Source organism: Stenotrophomonas sp. Steno-Z10-HUANG, assembly GCF_056393075.1.
Genome location: NZ_JBWJPA010000006.1, coordinates 87,642 through 107,895, shown reverse-complemented (window position 1 = coordinate 107,895; position 20,254 = coordinate 87,642). Strand labels below are relative to the sequence as shown.

The 20,254-nt window shown below is 69.3% G+C and carries 18 protein-coding genes; 13 read left to right on the top strand and 5 right to left on the bottom strand.

What is annotated here, in order from left to right:
- Positions 1–8 precede the first annotated feature (8 nt).
- Complete coding sequence (locus AC06E6_RS10045; RefSeq protein ID WP_478061189.1) at positions 9–851, bottom strand: class I SAM-dependent methyltransferase; 843 nt, start codon at positions 849–851, stop codon at positions 9–11.
- A gap of 163 nt (positions 852–1,014) precedes the next feature.
- Between AC06E6_RS10045 and AC06E6_RS10040 the strand changes: the two genes are divergently transcribed.
- Positions 1,015–1,953: a hypothetical protein gene (locus AC06E6_RS10040; RefSeq protein ID WP_240212910.1), complete on the top strand. Its 939-nt coding sequence runs from the start codon at positions 1,015–1,017 to the stop codon at positions 1,951–1,953.
- A 246-nt stretch (positions 1,954–2,199) separates the two neighbouring features.
- The gene (locus AC06E6_RS10035) at positions 2,200–3,273 is read left to right on the top strand and encodes a chitinase (protein WP_478061187.1); all 1,074 of its coding nucleotides are present in this window, start codon (positions 2,200–2,202) and stop codon (positions 3,271–3,273) included.
- Between the two features lie 50 nt (positions 3,274–3,323).
- On the opposite strand, the gene AC06E6_RS10030 is transcribed toward AC06E6_RS10035, so the two are convergent.
- A complete protein-coding gene (locus AC06E6_RS10030) occupies positions 3,324–3,788 on the bottom strand; it encodes a hypothetical protein (protein ID WP_478061186.1) in 465 nt (154 codons plus the stop codon).
- A gap of 98 nt (positions 3,789–3,886) precedes the next feature.
- On the opposite strand from AC06E6_RS10030, the gene AC06E6_RS10025 reads away from it, so the two are divergent.
- Positions 3,887–5,971: an NHL repeat-containing protein gene (locus tag AC06E6_RS10025; protein ID WP_478061184.1), complete on the top strand. Its 2,085-nt coding sequence runs from the start codon at positions 3,887–3,889 to the stop codon at positions 5,969–5,971.
- Positions 5,972–6,767: 796 nt separating this feature from the next.
- Here the strand turns inward: AC06E6_RS10025 and AC06E6_RS10020 are convergent.
- Together AC06E6_RS10020 and AC06E6_RS10015 are read right to left on the bottom strand one after the other, a co-directional pair.
- The gene (locus AC06E6_RS10020; protein ID WP_293760496.1) at positions 6,768–9,785 is read right to left on the bottom strand and encodes a TonB-dependent receptor; all 3,018 of its coding nucleotides are present in this window, start codon (positions 9,783–9,785) and stop codon (positions 6,768–6,770) included.
- A 307-nt stretch (positions 9,786–10,092) separates the two neighbouring features.
- Positions 10,093–10,464, bottom strand: coding sequence for a YciI family protein (locus tag AC06E6_RS10015; protein ID WP_161615533.1), 372 nt, complete (start codon positions 10,462–10,464; stop codon positions 10,093–10,095).
- A gap of 170 nt (positions 10,465–10,634) precedes the next feature.
- On the opposite strand from AC06E6_RS10015, the gene AC06E6_RS10010 reads away from it, so the two are divergent.
- From AC06E6_RS10010 to AC06E6_RS09970, 9 genes are all read left to right on the top strand, one after another.
- Positions 10,635–11,066: a YciI family protein gene (locus AC06E6_RS10010; protein ID WP_240212970.1), complete on the top strand. Its 432-nt coding sequence runs from the start codon at positions 10,635–10,637 to the stop codon at positions 11,064–11,066.
- Between the two features lie 22 nt (positions 11,067–11,088).
- Positions 11,089–11,526, top strand: coding sequence for a VOC family protein (locus tag AC06E6_RS10005; RefSeq protein ID WP_161615534.1), 438 nt, complete (start codon positions 11,089–11,091; stop codon positions 11,524–11,526).
- A gap of 2 nt (positions 11,527–11,528) precedes the next feature.
- A complete protein-coding gene (locus AC06E6_RS10000) occupies positions 11,529–11,933 on the top strand; it encodes a VOC family protein (RefSeq protein WP_478061182.1) in 405 nt (134 codons plus the stop codon).
- A gap of 61 nt (positions 11,934–11,994) precedes the next feature.
- Positions 11,995–12,351 (top strand): DUF1428 domain-containing protein, encoded by a 357-nt coding sequence (locus tag AC06E6_RS09995; protein WP_161615535.1) that lies wholly within the window; start codon positions 11,995–11,997, stop codon positions 12,349–12,351.
- 54 nt (positions 12,352–12,405) lie between these two features.
- Positions 12,406–13,659: an RNA polymerase sigma factor gene (locus AC06E6_RS09990; RefSeq protein ID WP_161615536.1), complete on the top strand. Its 1,254-nt coding sequence runs from the start codon at positions 12,406–12,408 to the stop codon at positions 13,657–13,659.
- Positions 13,660–14,038: 379 nt separating this feature from the next.
- Positions 14,039–15,658, top strand: coding sequence for a M28 family metallopeptidase (locus AC06E6_RS09985; RefSeq protein ID WP_478061269.1), 1,620 nt, complete (start codon positions 14,039–14,041; stop codon positions 15,656–15,658).
- A 211-nt stretch (positions 15,659–15,869) separates the two neighbouring features.
- Complete coding sequence (locus tag AC06E6_RS09980) at positions 15,870–17,156, top strand: histidine kinase (RefSeq protein ID WP_478061179.1); 1,287 nt, start codon at positions 15,870–15,872, stop codon at positions 17,154–17,156.
- Positions 17,146–17,919 carry a LytR/AlgR family response regulator transcription factor gene (locus AC06E6_RS09975; RefSeq protein WP_478061177.1) on the top strand — a complete coding sequence of 258 codons (774 nt, stop codon included), beginning with the start codon at positions 17,146–17,148 and terminating at the stop codon, positions 17,917–17,919. The genes AC06E6_RS09980 and AC06E6_RS09975 overlap by 11 nt, the downstream gene beginning before the upstream one ends.
- Positions 17,920–17,952: 33 nt before the next feature.
- Positions 17,953–18,297 (top strand): hypothetical protein, encoded by a 345-nt coding sequence (locus tag AC06E6_RS09970; RefSeq protein ID WP_478061176.1) that lies wholly within the window; start codon positions 17,953–17,955, stop codon positions 18,295–18,297.
- Between the two features lie 37 nt (positions 18,298–18,334).
- Here AC06E6_RS09970 and AC06E6_RS09965 read toward each other — a convergent pair whose 3' ends face one another.
- Positions 18,335–18,937, bottom strand: a complete 603-nt coding sequence (locus AC06E6_RS09965) for a hypothetical protein (protein ID WP_104937892.1) — start codon at positions 18,935–18,937, stop codon at positions 18,335–18,337.
- Between the two features lie 330 nt (positions 18,938–19,267).
- Between AC06E6_RS09965 and AC06E6_RS09960 the strand changes: the two genes are divergently transcribed.
- Complete coding sequence (locus AC06E6_RS09960; protein ID WP_312347873.1) at positions 19,268–20,188, top strand: oxygenase MpaB family protein; 921 nt, start codon at positions 19,268–19,270, stop codon at positions 20,186–20,188.
- The last annotated feature ends 66 nt before the right edge of the window (positions 20,189–20,254 follow it).

Below are 20,254 nucleotides of genomic sequence, written 5' to 3'. Positions count from 1 at the left end.
CGCGCCGCTCAGTTGCGGACCGCGAACACGCCGTCCAGTTCCGGGCGCGCGCGGAACCCGGCCTTGCCCAGGCGGGTGGCGACCTCGCGCGGCACGTCGCGGCCGCTGGTCAGCCGGTTGGGCATGCCGGTGTAATGGAACAGCTGGCCGCCGCGGCGCAGCACCCGCGCCAGGTGGTCGTAGAACGCCTGCGAGTAAAGTTCGCCGGCGATGCCGAAGCGTGGCGGGTCATGCAGCACCGCATCGACCGAGGCGTCGGCGATATCGGCGATGGCCAGCGAGATATCGCCGTGGGTCAGCGTCAGGCGGCCGCCGGCGGCGGCCGCTGCCGGGTCCGGTGACCAGGGATTGAGCGTGCGCAGCCACAGCACTTCCGGACTCTTCTCGAACGAATGCACCGCCGCGGCCCCGGCGTCCAGGCAGCAGGCGGCGAAATAGCCCATGCCGCCGCAGGTATCGAGCACCTGCTTGCCGCGCGGCGCGACCAGGGCAACCTTGCGCCGCGCGTCGTCCATCGGCGACAGCTGCGCGCTGACCAGCATCTTGATGCCGTCGATCTCGAAGGTCGGCACGCCCCAGTCGGTCGGCACCAGCTTGTACAGGCCATTGCCGAAGCGCGAGGCCGGCGCGAAATCCGCGCCGTCCCAGTAGTACACGGTGCGGTCCTTGAGCCGCTCCGGCCACGGATAATCGTGGCCGCGCCACTGCCAGCGACCGGCCTCCAGCCGCACCGCGTCGGTGCCGCGGCCCAGGTCGAGCGAGCCGTTCCAGGCCGCGTCGCCGCGCCGCTGCGCGTCGCGCATGGCGTCCAGCAACGGGCGGGTGAGCAGGGGGCCGGAGTAGTGGGTCATGCGCTGGGAGTGCCGCGGAGCGGCACCGGTGCCGGAAAGGGCGGGCATCGTAACCCGGGCATCGGCGCGCGACGGCGATGGAACTCGCCGCCCGGCCTCCGGTCTGTAGTTGCCACGGTGCACCGCGGGGCTCCCGCCGCGTGCAGGTCTGCGATGGAGAGGCATGCACGATTCCCGCGTCAGCGAACCCCTGTCCCACCGCATCGGCGCCGGGCTGGCGACCGTGGCGATTCTCTGCCTGGCCGGCCGCGTGCTGTGGCAGGTGCCCGAACCCGCCGCGGAGCATCGGCAGCAGCGCCTGCAGGTGCGCTGGCTGGCGCGCGCGGCGGAACCGGCACCGGCGCCGTCGCACTCGTCGCTGCCCGCCATGACCCGGGTGGCGGCGCCCGCCGTTGCGCCCCCGCCGTTCCCGCCCGATGGCCAGCGGCCGCCCGCGCCGACACCGCCACCGGCCGCGTCATCGCCGCCGGTGCCCGCCGTCGGCGCCGCGCGTCGCCTGTACGCCGCCGATGGCGGGATCGCGCTGCCGGACGATGTCGCGGCGCGGGCACGCACCCCGGGCAAGGACGAGCAACTGTTCACCCACCGCGACGAACTGGCGACGGGCGTCGGCGAGCGCGCCACCGCCGGCCTGTTCTCGAAGCGTGCGGCCGGGACCCGGCAGTCACGCAGGGAGAAGTGGCTCTACGGCGAGGACATCCAGCCGGCGCAGGCACGGCGCGCGCCGGATGTGGCATTCAACCCGTCGTTGCACGAGCGCGCGTCCGACCTGGGCAGCGAAGCCACCGGCGATGCCTACAAGGCCGCGCCGATCCGCCATGAGCCGCTGCCCGGCCTGGATGGCGAGGCCAGCCGTCGCATCCGTACCGCCATCGGCGAGCTGGAACGGCGCTACCCGCGCTGCGACGATGCGGTACGCCGGCGCTGGTTCGGCAACGCGCTGCAGCAGCTGGACGCGCTGGAGCGGCTGGAGTACCGCTACCGCCATGGCGCCGACCCGGTCGAGGCCGAGCACACGCTGCCGTCGGCGGCCGACAGCGCCTATGACCTGGCGCGTCGCGCCCTGTGGGATGCGGAGCGACGCATGAAGACCTGCGGCTGAGCGAACCCGCCGGCGTGAGTCATGCCCGGGGCGTGATGGCTGCTCCCGGTTGCCTGCGGATGTCCTGCGCGGTGGCCCTCGCGGCGGGCCGCGACACCGCGCCGCGGCCCACCGGACAGGCCCTCTGGACAGTGCCCGGACGGCCGCGGGTCATTACCGGACAACTTCGCCAACTTCATGTTCCAGAAGGATTTTTGGTGCCGGCGGCTGTCTAGAATCGGCGCTCCTCCACCGCCTGGGATTGCGATGAAGCCGAGCCGCCTGTTGTCGTGCATGTTGTTCCTGGTCACCAGTTTCGGCTGCCACGCCGGGCAGGTCGGCGCCGCCGAGCCGCGGCCCGGCGTGACGCCGGGCTACAGCCACCCGCTGCCGCGCCATGCCCTGGTCGGCTACCTGCACAACTTCGACAACGGCTCGGGGGTGCTGCCGCTGGGCCAGGTGGACGACGCCTGGGACGTGGTCGTGCTGGCGTTCGCCGACGACATGGGCGAGGGCAGGGTCGCGTTCAATCCGGCGCCGGGGCTGGAGCGCACGCGCCTGGTCGCCGACATCGCCGCGCGCCGCGCGCGTGGCGGGATCGTGGCGCTGTCCTTCGGTGGTGAGCTGGGCAAGGTGACGTTGCGCACGCAGCGCGACGAGGACAATTTCGTGCGCACCACCGCGCAGGCCATCGACGCCTACGGGCTCGACGGCATCGATATCGACCTGGAGAAGGTCGCCGGTGTCGTGCACGGCGCACCGGTCACCGGCCACCTGGTCTCCGCGGTCAAGCGCCTGCATGCCATGTACCCCAACCTGTACGTGTCGATGGCGCCGGAGCACCCCTACGTGCAGGGTGGCTGGGTGTCGATGGAGGGCATCTGGGGCGCCTACCTGCCGCTGATCGACGGGCTGCGCGACGAACTGGACCTGCTGCACGTGCAGCTCTACAACAACGGCGGCCTGCCCACCCCCTACCGCGCGGACAGGCTGCCGGCCGGCAGCCTGGACATGATGGTGGGCTCGGCGAAGATGCTGATCGAGGGCTTCGCGCTGGCCGGCGGCAAGGGCCGCTTCCACGGCCTGCGCCCGGACCAGGTGGCGCTGGCCCTGCCCTCCGGCCCGCGCGCGGCCGGCACCGGCTACGCGCCGCCGGCGGCCATCATCCGCGCGTTCGACTGCCTGGCCCGCGGCACCGGCTGCGACACGCTCGAGCCGGCGCGGCCGTATCCGGACTTCCGCGGTGTGATGGCGTGGTCGATCAACTGGGACGTGGCCGACAACGGCGCGTTCTCGGTTCCGGTCGGCACCCACCTGCGCGCGGCGCGCGGCAGCCGCTGACCGCGCGGGCACGCAACCCGCCGCGCGGGGCGTGCGGCCCGGGGCGGTACTCAGTCCGGCGCCGGCCGCAGCCGCAGCGCCGGCACTGGAATGTGGTGCAGCAGCTCGCGCACCACCACCAGCGCGGCGGCGAACCGCGGCTGCGCGGGCAACCCCAGGCTGTGCGCGGGAACGCCGGCCGCCACCCGCGCGAGCCGGTCGAAGACGTTCTCGACGTCGGCGATGGACAGCGTGGCCACCGTGCCGGGGGCCCGTCCACTGGCCGCCCACAGCGGCGCCAGCACCGGGTCGGCGCATTCCAGCAGCCCCGGCGCCGGGTGGCGCAGCGCCGGGATCGCCGGCATCAGCGCATCCTCGACGCACTGGATGGCCTGCTCCAGTGCGCTGGGCTGCGGCGGAAAGGCGTGCAGCCCCGCCGCCAGCAGGTCCGCCAGCGACAGCGGCAGCACCACCGCGGCACCCTGCGGTGGCTGCAGCCGGATCGGGTTTTCCTGCAGGTGCAGTTGCAGATTCATGCATGACTCCGTGGGACGGGCGGCGATCCTGTCGGTGCCGGGTGGTTCCGTGGCCGGCGAGCGTCTATGGTGCCGGGTCCGCAACCGCTGGGATGTACATGGAACGCAGGCATTGGGTGATGGTCGTGGCATTGCTGACCGGGGGCGCGCTCGCGGCCAGCTATCTGTGGCCGCCACGGACGCCCTCGGTAGCGCCGGCCGCCACGCCGCTGGGCTGGCGCGCGCAGGTCGCGCTGCTGGCCGGCGACGGCATCGAAGGCGACAGCGTCGGTTCCGGCATGCACAGCCGCTTCAGCGATCCCTGGGGCGTGGCGATGGACACCGGCGGCACGCTTTACGTGGCCGATGCCGGCGACAACAACCGCATCCTCTACCGCTGGCTGGACGGCGTGTTCCACGTGCTGGCCGGCGGCCGCGAGGGCTTCGCCGACGGGCGCGGGGACGCCGCCGCGTTCAACACGCCCTCCGGGCTGGCGCTGGACCGCCACGGCAACCTGTATGTCGCCGATACCGGCAACCATGCGATCCGCAAGGTCACCGCGCAGGGCGACGTCAGCACACTGGCCGGCGACGGCGTGGCCGGGTTCGCCGATGGCATCGGCCGGCAGGCGCGTTTCGACGGGCCGATGGGCGTGGCGGTGGATGCGCAGGGGCGGGTGTACGTGGCCGACACCTGGAACGACCGCATCCGCGTGATCGAGCCGGACGGCCGGGTGTGGACGCTGGCCGGCGGCGGCCGCCCCGGCTGGGCCGACGGCCAGGGCGAAGCGGCGCGTTTCGATACCCCCACCGACCTCGCGCTCGCCGCCGACGGCACGCTGTGGGTGGCCGACCTGCGCAACGACGCGCTGCGCACCGTCACCGCGGCTGGCCACGTCGCCACGCCGGTGGGTGGGCCCGAGGGCACCCAGGTGCTGTGGGGGCCGATGACGCTGGCGCTCACCCACGACGGCGTGGCCTATGTCGGCGAGCGCATCACCGGCCGCGTGGTGCAGGTCTCGCCCACCGGGCATGTGGTGGCGGTGGCCGGCGATGCGCAGCGCTTCGCGCGCCCGGCGGGCATCGCCCTGGCGCCCGATGGCAGTCTGCTGCTCGGCGATGCCGATGCCTACCGCCTCCATCACCTGCGACTGCCGGTGGCGGGAATGGCGGCGGCCGAAGCGCCGGTCGGGCCTGCGATGGACAACCCGCTGCCGCGCAACGAAGGGCGCTGGCCGCTGGCACCGCAGCTGGGCTGGCACGAAGTGGTCGGCACCCTGGGCGAAGTGCGCGGCAACTTCAGCGGCGAAAGCCGCCACCACCTGCACGGTGGCTTCGACGTCCGCGGCGACGTCGGCCAGACGGTGCTCGCCATCGCCGCGGCCAAGGTCAGCAGCCCGGCGGCGACCTGGAGCCTGGGCGGGCAGGCCGAGGGCCTGTCGCTGGACACCGTCGACTACATCCACATGAAGGTCGGCCGCGACCCGCGCAACCAGCCGCTCGATCCGGCCCGCTTCCAGCTGGTGCACGACGAGGCCGGGCAGCTGCAGCGGGTGCGCGTGCGCCGCGGTACCCGCTTCCACCCCGGCGATGCGCTGGGCAGCATCAACAGCCAGGCCCACGTGCACCTGGCGGTCGGGCCATCCGGTTACGAGCGCAATGCGGTACGGCTGGGCTTCGCTAATTACGCCGACCACGTGCCGCCCCGCATCGACGACATCGCCCTGCTCGACGCCCGCGGCCAGCGCCTGCGCGAAAGCCGCGACGGCCGCCTGCGGGTGCCGCGCGACGCCGGCGGCCTGCAACTGGTGGTCGAGGCCTGGGACCAAGTGGACGGCAACCTGCCGCGCCGCCGCCTCGGCCTGTACGCGCTGGGCTACCAGATCCTCGACGCCGACGGCCGCGCGCTGCCCGGCCACGAACAGCCGCGCATGAACATCGAGTTCAACCGCATGCCGCCGCAGGCGGACGCGGCGAAGGTCGCCTACGCCGAGGACAGCGGCATCACCGTGCACGGCAGCGCGGTGACGCGGTTCCGCTACGTGGTCAGCAATGTGGTGCGCGACGGGCGCCTGGCAGTGGATGCCCTACGGTTGGCCCAGCTGTCACCCGGCGACTATATCTGCCGCATAACCGCAAAAGACTACAGCGGCAACACGGTACATGAAGAGCTTGCAATGACGATAGACGCAGCAGGACAGTAGGCGGTGGGAGAAACGGTGCACATAGGGCTCGCTGCTGCTATCGGCGAATGAACAAGGATGGTTCATTTTCCATGGATGCCCATCAATGCCCTCCGGGCGTGGGAGATGGAAAGTGTGTGATCCGGTAGGTCTGCGCATGGTGCTGGATGACCTCCGGGATGTCGGGCAGCCTTCGACGATGTGGGTTCAGACCCGGTGCCGGCCGCTGGGTTGGTCTCATTGCTGATGTGTGCTGGGGCGCAGCGCGAACAAGGCCGGGCTGTCCGGGCCTTCCTCAGCCAGTGACGCAAGGCCGGCCGCACCCCGCCTGGGTAAATTGGAGCCGCCGTCGTTGCATTCACCGCGTCCCAGGTGGACGGTCGACCGCTGCTGGCTGGCTTCCAGCCATCGTCGTGGCCGTGGGCCTGATCCAGGCTCTGGCGATTGCACGACAGCAGGCTTGGACCACCCGGCGTGGGGAGGTGGAGCTCGCTTGCCTGTTTGACGAGGAGCTGGTCTGCTGCACCGCGTCCGCGCCCAACCGGGATGGCGTAAGCCCAAGAGGGGGCGGCACACCCCTCCCACCGTCGGGTAGTACCTCGGCGATGCCGACCGCCCGGAGTAGATCGCCATTGTCCGGCCACTGTCCCCGGGCTTTGCGACACCACCACCTGGTGGACTTCCAGGCCGTACGGCATGAACTTCGTATGTCGAGCCTCGCAGCAATGCAGGACGCTGAGGGTTGCACATAGATCCGGGGCATAAAAGAACCCGGCACGTGGCCGGGTTCAAGTACTGCACTTGGAGATGATGGCAATCAGAAATCGTAGCGGAGGCCAAGCCGCATATAGCGCGGCGTCGAATAGCTGATCACGCGGTTGGTCGAATGGTATGGGTTGCCGACAGAGCCGATTTCGCCGTACTCGATGTAGTTCTGTGCCGTCTGGGAGTTGGTCACGTTGAACACATCAAGCGACAGTTCCAGCTTGTTGTTCAGGAACGACGGACGGTAGGCCACACCCATGTCCAGACGTCCCACCCACGGCGTGGTACCGGCCGAGCCGCGCGGCATGACCTTGCCATTGCAGTAGCGGTAATAGGGACCCGAATACTCAACGGTTTCGCTGAATTCGCCATCCGGATCCGGACCGGCGTAGATGCCAGTGCAGTTCTTCGGGCGACCGGACATCAAGGTGAAGGTGCTGGAGAAGCGCCACTCATCGTTGAGCTGGTAGTAGCCGAAGGACTTGAGGTAGTGGCGACGGTCGTTGGGCAAGTTGCCGTTCGCATGGAACATCATCTCCGGGTGGTCCCAGTCCATCGTCTGCGACACATCGCCCTGCGCTACGTCGGACTTCAGCTGGCCCTCGGCATTGCCGTAGTTGTGCGACCAGGTGTAGTCGATCTTGCCGTAGAACTTGCCGTCGAAGGAATGCTCCAGGAACAGCCCGATACCCTGGTAACGGCGCTTGAGCTTCGGGAATCCGAGCTGCTGGGCCGACAGGGGCACGGTGATCAGATTGCCGGTGCCGTCATCCAGTTGGAACGTATTGCCTACCCCGGGGTTGAACAGGCGGCAGCCACCCAGGCCATCGCCCAGCGCCTCGGCGACGCTTTCGGAGTAGCCGTTCTCGATGGCCCAGTAGTAGGCCGGGCGCCAATCGCACATGTCATCGATTGCGCTCTTGAGGTCCCGGAACATGTAACGCGCACCGAAGGTGAGTGATTCGCCCAGTTGCTTCTCGAAGCCAAGAACGAACTCATCCTGGTAGTGGGATTTCAGCCCCTTGGCTGCAACCGAGGCCGGATCCGGTGCTTGCCCATACTCGTTGTTGGAGGAGAACGGGCCGTTGCCCAGGGCCGTGGTGCCCAGGGGGGCGCCGGTATTCGGATCGATACCGGTGAAGGAGAAGTACTCCATCGTATACGTCGAACCGGCGGCACCGCGCAGCGCGACATTGTTCGGCATCGCCAGGTGGTAGCGGCCGGCATTGGCGAAGACCTTCAAGGACGAGTCGCCGAAGACATCCCAGGTGGCGCCGATGCGGGGAGCCCACTGATTCTTCTGCTCCACATAGACGATGCCATCGGCATTGAAGTTCTGGAAGCTCTCATTGCGCAGGCCCAGTGACAACAGCCAGTTGTCGGTGACCTGCCAGCGGTCTTCCAGATAGAAGGCCTTCTGCTCGACCTTGAAGGTACCGCCGTTGGCATAGACGTACTTGACCACGTAGTCGCCGTTGCCACCGGGGCCACGGGCGCCACCGCTGCCGGGGATCGTTTCGTTGGCATTGGCCGCGCCTACCGAGTTGTAGATCCAGCGGTACCCCGGCCCCGACGTCACTTCGCCCGCGCGTGATTCGGAGTTCTGCACGTCATAGCCACCACGCAGGGTGTGATTGCCCAAACGCCATTCCAGATCGATGCGATAGCCGTCGGTCTTGTCGTAGGCATCCGGGAAGCTGAGCTGGTCGAATGCACCAAAGCGGACCGGGTTGGATACGTTGCGGGAGTCGCTGACATACACCACGCTCGGGTCGTAACCCCACGGCTTGGCGATATGGTCCTGTTCCTGTTCGCCATACAGTGCGGTCAGGGTCAGGCTGTCGGTCAGGTAGCCGGTGTACTTCCCGATGTACAGCTCGCCGCCGTCTTCGTAGTAGTAACCACTGTTCTTGACGTTCCCGGGGTTGAATACATTCGACCCGGTGTAGTTGTAGGCGTAGGCACTCATCGTCTGCTTGGTCACATCGGAGATACCGGTGAACTCAAGCAGGTGGTTGTCGTTGATGTACCAATCCAGTTTCGCCAGCCAGCGGGGAACCTCGTAGTTGCGCTTCTGATAGCCGGTGCCGGTATTGGATCGGGTGGAGACCGTGGTCCTGTCCTGGTCCTCAAATTCCGCGCCGGCATAGAAGAACAGCCGGTCCTTGATGATCGGGCCGCTCGCGTACGCGCCGTAGGTCAGAGAGTCGGTGGTCTGATCGCTCAGGTGCTGATAGATCAGGCCGTCGGTATTGGGGAGCTTGCCCGTACTGGGGTAGTAGATGTTGCGCGAGTGCGCGCGGAAATCCTTCGGAGTCCAGACCAGTTGGGCGCCGGCCTTGAAGTCATTGGTACCGCTCTTGGTGATTATGTTGACCACGCCGCCCGTTGCGCGGCCGAACTCCGAGCCATAGCCGCCGGTGATGACCTGGTACTGGCCGATGGCGTCGAACGGCAAAGTGGTGGAGCCGAGGTTGGTAAGCGGGTTGGTGACAGCGTAGCCGTTGATGTAGAAGGCATTCTCCGATGCTGCCGAACCGCTGAACGAGGAAACGTTACCGTAGCGTGAGTCAGCGGCGACGACGCCTGGCGCGAGCATGGCCAAGGCGTTGATGTTGCGGCCGATTGACATCTTCGATATCTGCTCGGCGGTGAACACCTGGCGGCTGTCGGTTGCAGAGACGTCGATTGGCGACATGGCGCTGGCACGCACTTCGATGCGATCCATGTCCGTGGCGCTGCCGCCAGCGGCGGCAAAGGAAACCTCACTACCCGCGCCCAGTTGCACCAGCACATCTGACTTGGAGGCTACAACTTCGCCGTCCTTTTTCAGGATCACCTCGTACTTGCCAACAGGCAAGGCCGAGGCGCTGTAGCGACCGTTGTTGTCTACACGGATCTCGCGCGTCAGCCCGGTTTCGACATTGCGGATGGTGACGGTAGCGCCCGGCTGGCCGCCGGCACCAAAGATCGAGCCTGAAGCATTGGATTGGGCGTAGGCGCCGCCGGCGATGCAAAGGCTCAAGGCCGCGCTCAACGCGGCGCGTTGGATCGTCTTGCGTTTGACCATTTCTCTCTCCAGTGGAAGTCCTTGGCGGAAACTAGAAGATGAACAGAAGTCGAATGCCAAGTGAGCCGACCATAACTCCCCACTGCCGGAAAGTTAACGATTTATGACTGATTTTTCCGGGCGAATTTTTTTTCCTTTTGTTTTTCAATTAGTTACAAGTAAACCCATCTTCGGTATTGTGACTTTTCTCACTGTTTATTGTGCGTTTGCTTTCTTCTGAAAGTGTCTGGGCCTTTGTTGGCACGGTACTTGCCGGGCCTGGCAGGGTGCGGACGCCCGGCCCAGAGGTGGCCAGCGGCCGGTGCGCTCACCCCAGCCGCATCCGCTCGGCCTGCAGGTCATCCACCGCGCGCACTTCGATGCTGCCGTAGGCCGCCCACGGGAACTGCGCGGCGATGCGCATGGCCTCCTCCGCGTCGGCGGCTTCGATCAGGTTGAACCCGGCCAGGATTTCCCGGGTCTCGGCGAACGGGCCGTCGGTGATCCGCGGCTGGCCGTCGCGGATGCGCAGGGTCCGCGCGGTCGCCGGCGGCTGCAGCTTCTGCGACATCAGCACGGTGCCCTGTGCCTGCAGTGCGTCGGCATGGCGCAGGCATTCGCGCATCTGCGCGTCGTAGGCAGGTTGCGGCAGCGCCTCCAGCAGCGCCGGGTCGATATGGATCAACAGCAGGAATTTCATGGCCGGGTCCTGTCGGGAGCAGAGGGCCATGATGGCGCAGGGTGAAGGGTACGTCGCAACCATGAACGTGTTCATGAAAAACATCGCCGGTGTTGTCGATTCCGTCGGCGCGGGTTCGTCGTACCGGATGTGAAGCGGATCATCCGGTCCGCAACCGGAAGGGCATGGACATGAAAGTAATGGTGATCGTGAAGGCGACGGCGGAGACCGAGGCCGGGGTAATGCCGACCGAGGCCGAGCTGGCGGCGATGGGGGCCTACAACGAGCGACTGGTGGAGGCCGGCATCATGCTGGCCGGCGAAGGCCTGCACCCGAGCCGGCGCGGCGCGCGGGTGCGCTTCGATGGCGCCCGGCGGCAGGTCGTCGACGGCCCGTTCGCCGAGACCCGGGAGCTGATCGCCGGCTTCTGGCTGTGGCAGGTCCGTTCCCTGGACGAGGCCGTGGAGTGGCTCAGCCGCGCCCCGTTCGACGCCGACGGCACCGCGCCCGTGGAAGTGGAGATTCGCCCGGTGTTCGAGGCCGAGGACTTCGGCGAGGCCTTCACCCCGGAACTGCGCGCGCAGGAGCAACGTCTGCGCGAGCGCATCGAACGCAACGACTGATCCGACCGCGAGGAGACATGCGATGAAACTGATTCCTTTCCTGGGCTTCAATGGCGACACCCACGACGCCATGGCCTTCTACGCCCGGGCACTGGGCGGCAAGGTGGTGTCGGAGATGAAATACGCCGACATGCCGCCCGGCCCCGACATGGACGGTGAGGCCTGCGGTGGGTACACCCCGCAGCCGGACCACGTCGCGCACTGCCAGGTGGAGGCGGGCGGTGCGATCCTGATGGCCGCCGACGGCCCGCCTGCCCAGGGGCCGTGCGCCACCACCATCAACGTCGACGTGGACAGCGTGGAGGAAGCCGAGCGCGTGTTCGCGGCGCTGGCCGAAGGCGGCCAGGTGCAGATGCCGCTGGCCGAGACCTTCTGGGCCAAACGCTGGGGCATGCTGGTGGACCGCTACGGCAAGCCGTGGATGGTCAACTGCATGAAGCCGATGGACGGGGCGCACTGACGATGGCCCCGCCGCAGATGATCTTCGTCAACCTGCCGGTGCGCGACCTGGAGGCGTCCCGGACGTTCTTCGCCGCGCTCGGCTACACCTTCAACCCGCAGTTCACCAACCAGGACGCGGCCTGCATGGTCGTCAGCGACAGCATCTTCGTGATGCTGCTGGTGGAGCCGTTCTTCCAGGGCTTCACGCCCCGGCCGCTGTGCGACGCGCGCAGCCACACCGAAGTCATCACCTGCCTGTCGGCACCCAGCCGCGCGGCGGTGGATACGCTGGTCGACAAGGCGCTGGCCGCAGGCGCAAGCGAACCGATGCCGGCACGCGACTATGGCTTCATGTACCAGCGCGGCTTCCAGGACCTGGACGGCCACCTCTGGGAGATCGCGTACATGGACGGCGCGCCGGGCTGATCCAGCGGCGGCCGGGCCCCGGCGCGGCCGCTTCCGTACCTGCTGCAGCGAGGAGAGGACGATGAGCTACGTGGATGGTTTCGTTTTACCGGTGCCGCAGGCGCGGCTGGCCGAGTACCGGCGCATGGCGCGCCTGGGTGCCAGGGTGTGGAAGGAACATGGTGCGCTGGCCTACGTGGAAGCGGTCGCCGACGACGTCAAGCCGGGCAGGCACACCTCGTTCCCGCAGGCGGTCAAGCTCAAGCCGGACGAGGTGGTGGTGTTCGCCTACATCGTCTACCGCTCGCGCGCGCACCGCGACCGGGTCAACGCCCGTGCCATGGCCGATCCGCGCCTGGCCGGCATGGATGCCAAGAGCGTGCCGTTCGACGGCAAACGCATGTTCTGGGGCGGGTTCAAGGCCTTCGTCGAGGCGTGACCCACGGCGCGCGCGCTTGCGCGCACCGTGGCGCGATGGTGTGATCGCGGGCGGATGGATACCCGCGAGATACAGCGCAGGCTCGACACGGTGTGGCGCATGGAGTCGCCGCGCCTGATCGCGCGCCTGGCGCGGATGCTGGGCGACCTGGACAGCGCCGAGGAGCTGGCCCAGGACGCGCTGGTCGCCGCGCTCGAGCACTGGCCGCGGCAGGGCGTGCCCGACAACCCCGCCGCGTGGCTGATGACCACCGCCCAGCGGCGGGCGATCGACCTGCTGCGCCAGCGCCGCCTGCAGGCCGGCAAGCACGAGGCGATGGCGCATGAGCCGGACCACCAGGGGAGCGTCGTGCGTGACCACGAGCGCGAAGTGGAAGACGACATCGGCGACGACCTGCTGCGGCTGCTGTTCGTCGCCTGCCACCCGGTGCTGCCGGCCGACGCCCGGGTGGCGCTGACCCTGCGCCTGCTGTGTGGCCTGAGCACGGCCGAGATCGCGCGCGCGTTCCTGCTGCCGGAGCCGACCGTCGCCCAGCGCATCGTCCGTGCCAAGCGCACCCTGGCCGAACGCGGCATCGCCTTCGAGGTGCCGCGGCGGCAGGCGTTGCCGCGACGCCTGCGTTCGGTGCTGGAGGTGCTCTACCTGGTCTTCAACGAGGGCTATGCCGCCAGCCAGGGCGAGGACTGGATGCGCCCGGCACTGTGCGGCGAGGCGCTGCGCCTGGGCCGGGTGCTGGCCGGGCTGATGCCCGGCTCGGCAGCGGTGCTGGGGCTGCTGGCGCTGATGGAACTGCAGGCGTCGCGGATGAATGCGCGCACCGATGCCGACGGCGCGGCGGTGCTGTTGATGGAGCAGGACCGCGGCCGCTGGGACTGGCTGCAGATCGGCCGCGGCCTGGCCCTGCTGGAGCAGGCGCAGGCACTGGGCGGCGAGGCGGACGCCTATGTGCTGCAGGCGGCCATCGCCGGCTGCCATGCGCGGGCGCGCCGCGCCGACCAGACCGACTGGGCGCGCATCGCGGCGTTGTATGGGCGCCTGGCGGCGGTCATGCCGTCGCCGGTGGTCGAACTCAACCGCACGGTGGCGGTGGCGCGCGCGCAGGGCGCGCAGGCCGCCTGGCCGCTGCTCGAGGCCCTGCAGCAGGACCGCCGGCTGGCGGACTATGCGCCGCTGCAGGCGGTGCGCGGCGATCTGCTCGAACACCTGGGCCGGCGCGACGAGGCCCGCACCGCGTTCGAGCGCGCCGCCGACCTGAGCGGCAACGCCCGCGAACGCGCGGCGCTGCGGGCACGCGCGGCGAACCTGTAGCCGCGCGTGCCAGCACCCGGTCCGTAGCCGGGCTCGCCCGACACGGGCTTCGCCGGGAAGGCCTCATGCGGGGCGAGCCCCGCATCTACGCGATCCGGCGCGCCATCGCATGATGCTCAACGTCCCATGCGGGGCAAGCCCCGCATCTACGGTCCGGCCGCCGTCGCGTGATGCTCACCGCCGCATGCGGGGCGAGCCCCGCATCTACGGGCAGGCGCGCCATCGCGTGATTGTCACCGCCGCATGCGGGGCAAGCCCCGCATCTACTGGCCCCATGCGTTCCGGCACTGCCCGCGCCGTCGTGGTGCTGGCTACACTGCGGTGGTTGTTCGACCCATTGGAGATGGATGTGAAGCGAATCGTGATCAGCCTGCTGGCAATGTCGGTATCCAGCGCATTGATGGCCGCGCCGCCGAAGTTCGACGGCGCGCGGATTTCCGCCGACGTGAAGGAACTGGCCTCCGACGCCTATGAGGGCCGCTCCCCGGCCACCGCCGGCGAGGCGAAGACCATCGCCTACCTGAGCCGCCAGTTCGCCGAGGCCGGACTGCAGCCCGGCGGCGACCTGCAGGACGGCAAGCGCCTGTGGACCCAGGCGGTGCCGCTGCTCAAGGGCGATATCGTCGGCACGCCGCGGCTGTCGCTGTCCAGCAAGGGCACCTCGCAGGCGCTGACCCAGGGCCGCGAGATCGCGGTGCGCGCGGCGATGAACGGCGCCAGCGCGGTCGCGATCAAGGACGCGCCGCTGGTGTTCGTCGGCTACGGGGTCAAGGCGCCGGAGCGCAACTGGGACGATTTCAAGGGCGTGGACCTGAAGGGCAAGATCGCCGTGGTGCTGATCAACGACCCGGACTTCGAGACCGGGACCGGCGACTTCGACGGCAAGGGCATGACCTACTACGGCCGCTGGACCTACAAGTACGAGGAAGGCGCGCGCCAGGGCGCCGCGGGCGTGCTGATCGTGCACGAGACCGCGCCGGCGTCCTATGGCTGGGCGACGGTGGCCGGTTCCAACACCAACACCATGTTCGACGTGGTGCGCGACGATCCGGCCGCGGCGCATCCGCCGCTGGAAGGCTGGATCCAGCGCGACCTGGCGGTGGACCTGTTCAAGCGCGCCGGCCTGGATTTCGAGGCGCTCAAGAAGCAGGCGCAGTCGCGCGATTTCCGCCCGGTGGAACTGAAGGGCGAGGCGTTCTCGGCCGACTACGCGGTCAAGACCGAGGTCATCACCTCGCACAACGTGGTCGCGCGCCTGGAAGGCAGCAGCCACCCGGACGAGACCGTGCTCTATTCGGCGCACTGGGACCACATCGGCGTCGGTGAGCCGGACGCGCGCGGCGACCGCATCTTCAACGGCGCGCTGGACAACGCCAGCGGCACCGCGGCACTGCTGGAGCTGGCCCGCGGCTTCGCCAAGGCGCCGCGCCCGCAGCGCTCGGTGGTGTTCCTGGCGGTGACCGCCGAGGAAAAGGGCCTGCTGGGGTCGGAGTACTACGCCAGCCACCCGCTGTACCCGCTGGGCAAGACCGTCGCGCTGATCAACATGGACGGCATGGCGCCGTTCGGCCCGTCGCGCGACTTCGGCATCTACGGCTCGGCGCGCTTCGAACTGCTGGACCAGCTCAAGGACGTGGCCAAGGGCTGGGACATCCGCTACACCCCGGACCCGAAGCCGGAAGCCGGCCTGTTCTTCCGCTCCGACCACTTCCCGTTCGCCAAGCGCGGCGTGCCGGCGCTGTCGTACTCGGCCGGGCAGGACTGGATCGACGGCGGCGTGGCGGCGGGCAAGAAGGCCTCGGACGACTACACCGCCAGGCGCTACCACCAGCAGGGCGACGAATGGCAGCCGGACTGGACCTTCGCCGGCGCCGCGCGCGACCTGGAAGTGGTCTACACGCTCGGCGAGCAGCTGGCCAATTCGCGTGCCTGGCCGAACTGGAGCGCCGGCGAACCGTTCCGCGCGGTCCGCGACGCCAGCGCCGACGAGCGCCGCTGAACCCGCCCGGCGGCGCCCATCCGGCCCGGATGGACGCCGCCTGTGTCCGGACGCCGCCCCGCAACGGGCGGCGTCCGCGTTTCCGCCCGCCGGTTCCAGCCGCCGGCACCCGTGTTCGTTCCCCCGATTCCCGTCTTCGTCGCAGGGCGCTTGTGCATGGCGGCCCAGCGCCTATGCTCGCCACCACTGTCCAGCCGGGAACACCGCCGCCATGATCGCCAGCCTGTGGTTCTGCTTCCGCATCCTCGTGGCCTGGGCGCTGGCGTTGATCGTGCTGGGCATCATATGGGCGCAGGTCTTCGGCGACCCCGGCGCGATATTCGCGTTGCTGGTGATCGGCGTGCTGGCGATGGCGGCGATCAGTGCCGCCAGCCATCTGCACCGGGTCAAGCTGACGGCGGGCCGCCTGGACCACGACAGCCTGTCCAGCCGCCAGCGGCGCCAGATCGAACTGCCGTTCGATGCCGGGCAGGCGTTCGCGCTGGTCGAGTCGGTGATCGCGGGGCTGCCGCGCGTCACCGATATCGAAAGCTCGCCCGGCAGCCTGCAGCTGCGCGCCAAGCTCGTGCGCGTGGACCCCTACAACATGAGCCCGCCTTCGCGCTGGAACCCGCGGTCGTGGCTGGCGATCAAGCGCAACCAGGTGTCGGCGACGGTGACGCCCGGCCAGGGCACCAGCAGCGTCTCCCTGCTGTTCGAGCCCGAGGCCGGCGCCTGGGCCGACCTGCTGATACCGGACGAGGGCAGCAACCGCGAGAACGCCGAGGCGGTCAGCCGCGCGATGCGCCGGCGCGTGGCCGAGCTGCGCCGCGACGAACGCGAGACGGCCGAGCGCACCGAGGCGGAGAAGGAACTGAGCGTGGCGCGGTTGAACCTGCTGCATGCGCAGGTCGAACCGCACTTCCTCTACAACACCCTGGCCAACGCGCAGGTGCTGACCCGCACCGATCCCGAACGCGCCGAACGCATGCTCGGCCACCTGATCCAGTACCTGCGCAGCTCGCTGCCGGGCATCGACCAGTCGCTGTCGACCCTGGGGCAGGAGCTGGAGCGGGTGCAGGCCTACCTGGAAATCCTGCGCATCCGCATGGGCGCGCGGCTGGCGGTGCGGATCGACGTGCCCGAAGCGCTGCAGGACGTGGTGCTGCCGTCGATGGCGCTGCAGACGCTGGTGGAGAACGCGATCAAGCACGGGCTGGAACCCAAGCCCGGTGGCGGCACGATCTGGGTGCTGGCGCGCGAGGCCGATGGCCAGGTCCACCTCACCGTGGCCGACGACGGCCAGGGCGTCGGTGGCAGCGGCGGCGGCACCGGCATCGGCCTGAAGAACCTGCGCGAGCGGCTGCGGCTGGGCTGCGGGGCGCAGGCCGGCTTCGCCCTGGTCTCCAACTTCCCCAGTGGCGCGGCGGCCACGATCACCCTGCCGCGCAGGCCGCCCACGGCACAGGCCGCGGCGGCCGCCGCCATCCAGGTACCGGAGCTGCCCCATGCAACTTGATGCCCTGGTCGCCGAGGACGAGCCGCTGCTGCGCCAGGCGCTGGTGGCGCAGCTGCAGCGGCTGTGGCCGGAACTGCGCGTCGCCGCCGAATGCGAGGATGGCGCCGCCGCGCTGGAGGTGCTGGAAACGCTGCGGCCGGACCTGGCGTTCCTCGACATCCGCATGCCCGGCGTCACCGGCATCGACGTCGCCCGCGCGCTGGAAACGCTCAGCCCCCGCACCCAGGTGGTGTTCATCACCGCCTACGACCAGTACGCGATCGATGCCTTCGAGCGCGGCGCGGTCGATTACCTGCTCAAGCCGGTGGCCGACGAACGCCTGCTGGCCACGCGCCAGCGGGTGCTCGCGCGGCTGCAGGCCGGTGCGCCGGACCGGCGCCTGCTGGACCAGTTGCTGGAACAGCTGGCGCGGCAGCCGGCCGCCAGGACCAGTGCGCCGCCGCCGGCATGGATCACCGCCAGCAACGGCCGCGAGACGCGGCTGGTGCTGCTGGAGGACGTGCTGTATTTCCGCGCCGACAGCAAGTACACCGCGGTCGTGACCGCCGACGAGGAACTGCTGCTGCGCAGCTCGCTGCGCGAGCTGGCACAGGTGCTGGACCCGCAGTGCTTCCGCCAGGTGCACCGCTCCACCATCGTCAACATGAAAGCGGTCGCGGCAGTGAGCCGCGACGACAGCGGCCGTGGCGTGCTGCGGCTGAAGGTGCGCAGCGAGACGCTGGTGGTCAGCCAACCGTTCATGAGCCTGTTCCGCGGCATGTAAGCCCCGTCCGCGGCCCGTACAAGGAGAAGTGCCATGCAGTACCTGACGTTCCTGCTCGGCAGCCTGCTGGCGATGCTGGGCTACCGCGAACCCCAGGGCCAGACCTCGATCGTCCGCGTCAGCGGCGAGCAGGCCGTGCTCAGCCGCACCACGGTGTCCGGCGACCATGCCCGCTTCCAGTGCCTGCAGAGCCAGAGCGGCAACTGCTTCTACCGGCTCTACCGCGAGCACTGCTGCGACCAGGCGGGCGGGGAGCTGTGCCAGCGGCAGGCGCTGGGCGATTTCAGCCTAGTGGTGGGCGGGGTGCGCGACGTGCAGGGCCTGCCGCATGGCTTCGGCCAGCAGGTGCGGGCCCACAACGCGCAACGCCGCGACTGAGCGCGGCGTCGCGGGAGCGAGGCAGCGGCAGCGGGGGTCAGAACGCCGGTTGCAGGCGCAGCCCGTCGTCGCCGATGTGGTTGAGCTTGCCGACCAGTTCGGAGTGCTGCCGCATGCGGCCCAGCTCGCGCATGATGCGGATGTCCTCGTGGCGCAGTTCGCGGCGGGCCGCCACCGCCTGCTTGTAGTCGAGCACTTCGGGGTAGTGCTGGGCCATCTCCAGCGCTTCGGCCACGGTTTCCACGCTGTCGGCGTCGGAACTGATGCGGGCGCGGCTGTTGAACGCCTTCATCCAGCGCTCGAAGCCGGCGGTGTGGTCGAACATGTTGGCCATGAACCAGATCACGAACAGGATCGACACCCACGAGCCGAACACGATCACCACGCGGGTGAAGGTGATATGGAAATCATCGCGCCACAGGTAGTTGGTGATCAGCCCCAGGATCAACAGCGAGGACGCCTGCCAGAGCACGATGGACGCCATCAGCCACTGGCACTTGGCCTTGGCCAGCACCGACACCTCGTCGCGTATCTGTTCGTCGCTGAGGTTCTTCCAGTGTTCGACCTGTTTCTCGAACGGACTGCGGTACAGCTCATTGTCCTGCAACAACAAACCCAAACCCTTGAACAACGCGATCATGTGGAGCTCCTTGCAGATACTGGCTGGAACGAGCGACGGATACGGCGTGGAACGATCTGGCGGCTCCAGTTCTAGCACTTTCGCGCCGCTTGGCAATGGGCGCGATGCGATGACGCCGCCGCGCGGCCGTGGACCGGCGTACGCCCGGCCCCGGAGTTTTGCGGTGCGTCATCGTGCAAGTGGCGGAATCGAAAATCGAAAGGGCAGCGGCATGCTGCGGACGCACATGCGGCGCGGCCGGGCCGGTCGCGGCCATTGCCCGGGCGGGCCGGCCGTCGCGCCGTGGCCGCTGCCGGCGGCGTGCGCGGCCGTTCCACTACGATGTACCGCATGTCGCTCCTGTCCACGCCCGTGTCCTCGGTGGTCACCGCGCAGATCCGGCGCTGGGTGCTCGACGCCTTCCCGCGCGAACCCAGCGGCATCGATTACGACGCGCCGGCCGGCGACCCGGGCTGGTTCGGCCCCGACAGCGTGACCTGGCGCATCCATTCCGAATTCCCGGGCATGCTCGCCGGCGGCCTGTGCGCGCTGATGCTGCAACTGCTGCACCCGCGCGCGCTGGCCGGCGTCTACGACCACTCCAATTTCCGCCACGACCTGGTCGGGCGGCTGCGCCGCACCACCGCGTTCGTCGCCGGCACCAGCTACGCGCCGGCGGCCGCGGCCCAGGCACTGGTCGACCGGGTCCGGCGCATCCATGCAGGCGTCACCGGGACCTTGCCCGATGGCCGCGCGTATGCCGCCGACGATCCGGAACTGCTCACCTGGGTACACGTCACCGAGGCCTATGGTTTCCTCGAAGGTTGCCGCCGCTATTGCCGCCAGGTGCCGGCAGCCATCGCCGACCGCTATTACGCCGAATACCGGCGCGTGGCCGAGGCACTGGGCGCGCGCGCGGTGCCGGCCAGCCAGGCGCAGGTGCGCGCGTACTTCGCCGCGCAGCAGCCGCAGCTGCGCATGGATGCGCGTTCGCGCGAGGTGCTGGCGGTGCTCGAGGGCGTACGCCTGCCGGTGCCGTTGCCGGGGGCCTCGCGCGACCTGTTCCTGTCCGCGGGTGCGGCGCTGTTGCCCGACTGGGCACCGCCACTGCTCGGGCGCCGCCGCGGCCAGCAGCTGCGCGCGGCGCTGGCCGCGCGCCTGCTGCGCGGGTCGGCGCCGTTGTTCCGCGCCGCGCTGGGCGATGGCATCGCCGCGCGCGCCTGCCGGCGCATGGGCCGCGACCCGCAGCTACTGCTGCACTGGCCGCCGTGACTCCGGAACACCAGGGTCAGGCGCGGATCGCCGCGCGCACGCGCAGGCGCCGTGCCGCGCCGCGCC

What these genes read in the sequence shown, in the direction of transcription:
- AC06E6_RS10045 (WP_478061189.1), bottom strand. Translation starts at nt 851, where the DNA reads ATGACCCACTACTCCGGCCCCCTGCTCACCCGCCCGTTGCTGGACGCC.
- AC06E6_RS10040 (WP_240212910.1), top strand. Translation starts at nt 1,015, where the DNA reads ATGCACGATTCCCGCGTCAGCGAACCCCTGTCCCACCGCATCGGCGCC.
- AC06E6_RS10035 (WP_478061187.1), top strand. Translation starts at nt 2,200, where the DNA reads ATGAAGCCGAGCCGCCTGTTGTCGTGCATGTTGTTCCTGGTCACCAGT.
- AC06E6_RS10030 (WP_478061186.1), bottom strand. Translation starts at nt 3,788, where the DNA reads ATGAATCTGCAACTGCACCTGCAGGAAAACCCGATCCGGCTGCAGCCA.
- AC06E6_RS10025 (WP_478061184.1), top strand. Translation starts at nt 3,887, where the DNA reads ATGGAACGCAGGCATTGGGTGATGGTCGTGGCATTGCTGACCGGGGGC.
- AC06E6_RS10020 (WP_293760496.1), bottom strand. Translation starts at nt 9,785, where the DNA reads ATGGTCAAACGCAAGACGATCCAACGCGCCGCGTTGAGCGCGGCCTTG.
- AC06E6_RS10015 (WP_161615533.1), bottom strand. Translation starts at nt 10,464, where the DNA reads ATGAAATTCCTGCTGTTGATCCATATCGACCCGGCGCTGCTGGAGGCG.
- AC06E6_RS10010 (WP_240212970.1), top strand. Translation starts at nt 10,635, where the DNA reads ATGAAAGTAATGGTGATCGTGAAGGCGACGGCGGAGACCGAGGCCGGG.
- AC06E6_RS10005 (WP_161615534.1), top strand. Translation starts at nt 11,089, where the DNA reads ATGAAACTGATTCCTTTCCTGGGCTTCAATGGCGACACCCACGACGCC.
- AC06E6_RS10000 (WP_478061182.1), top strand. Translation starts at nt 11,529, where the DNA reads ATGGCCCCGCCGCAGATGATCTTCGTCAACCTGCCGGTGCGCGACCTG.
- AC06E6_RS09995 (WP_161615535.1), top strand. Translation starts at nt 11,995, where the DNA reads ATGAGCTACGTGGATGGTTTCGTTTTACCGGTGCCGCAGGCGCGGCTG.
- AC06E6_RS09990 (WP_161615536.1), top strand. Translation starts at nt 12,406, where the DNA reads ATGGATACCCGCGAGATACAGCGCAGGCTCGACACGGTGTGGCGCATG.
- AC06E6_RS09985 (WP_478061269.1), top strand. Translation starts at nt 14,039, where the DNA reads ATGTCGGTATCCAGCGCATTGATGGCCGCGCCGCCGAAGTTCGACGGC.
- AC06E6_RS09980 (WP_478061179.1), top strand. Translation starts at nt 15,870, where the DNA reads ATGATCGCCAGCCTGTGGTTCTGCTTCCGCATCCTCGTGGCCTGGGCG.
- AC06E6_RS09975 (WP_478061177.1), top strand. Translation starts at nt 17,146, where the DNA reads ATGCAACTTGATGCCCTGGTCGCCGAGGACGAGCCGCTGCTGCGCCAG.
- AC06E6_RS09970 (WP_478061176.1), top strand. Translation starts at nt 17,953, where the DNA reads ATGCAGTACCTGACGTTCCTGCTCGGCAGCCTGCTGGCGATGCTGGGC.
- AC06E6_RS09965 (WP_104937892.1), bottom strand. Translation starts at nt 18,937, where the DNA reads ATGATCGCGTTGTTCAAGGGTTTGGGTTTGTTGTTGCAGGACAATGAG.
- AC06E6_RS09960 (WP_312347873.1), top strand. Translation starts at nt 19,268, where the DNA reads ATGTCGCTCCTGTCCACGCCCGTGTCCTCGGTGGTCACCGCGCAGATC.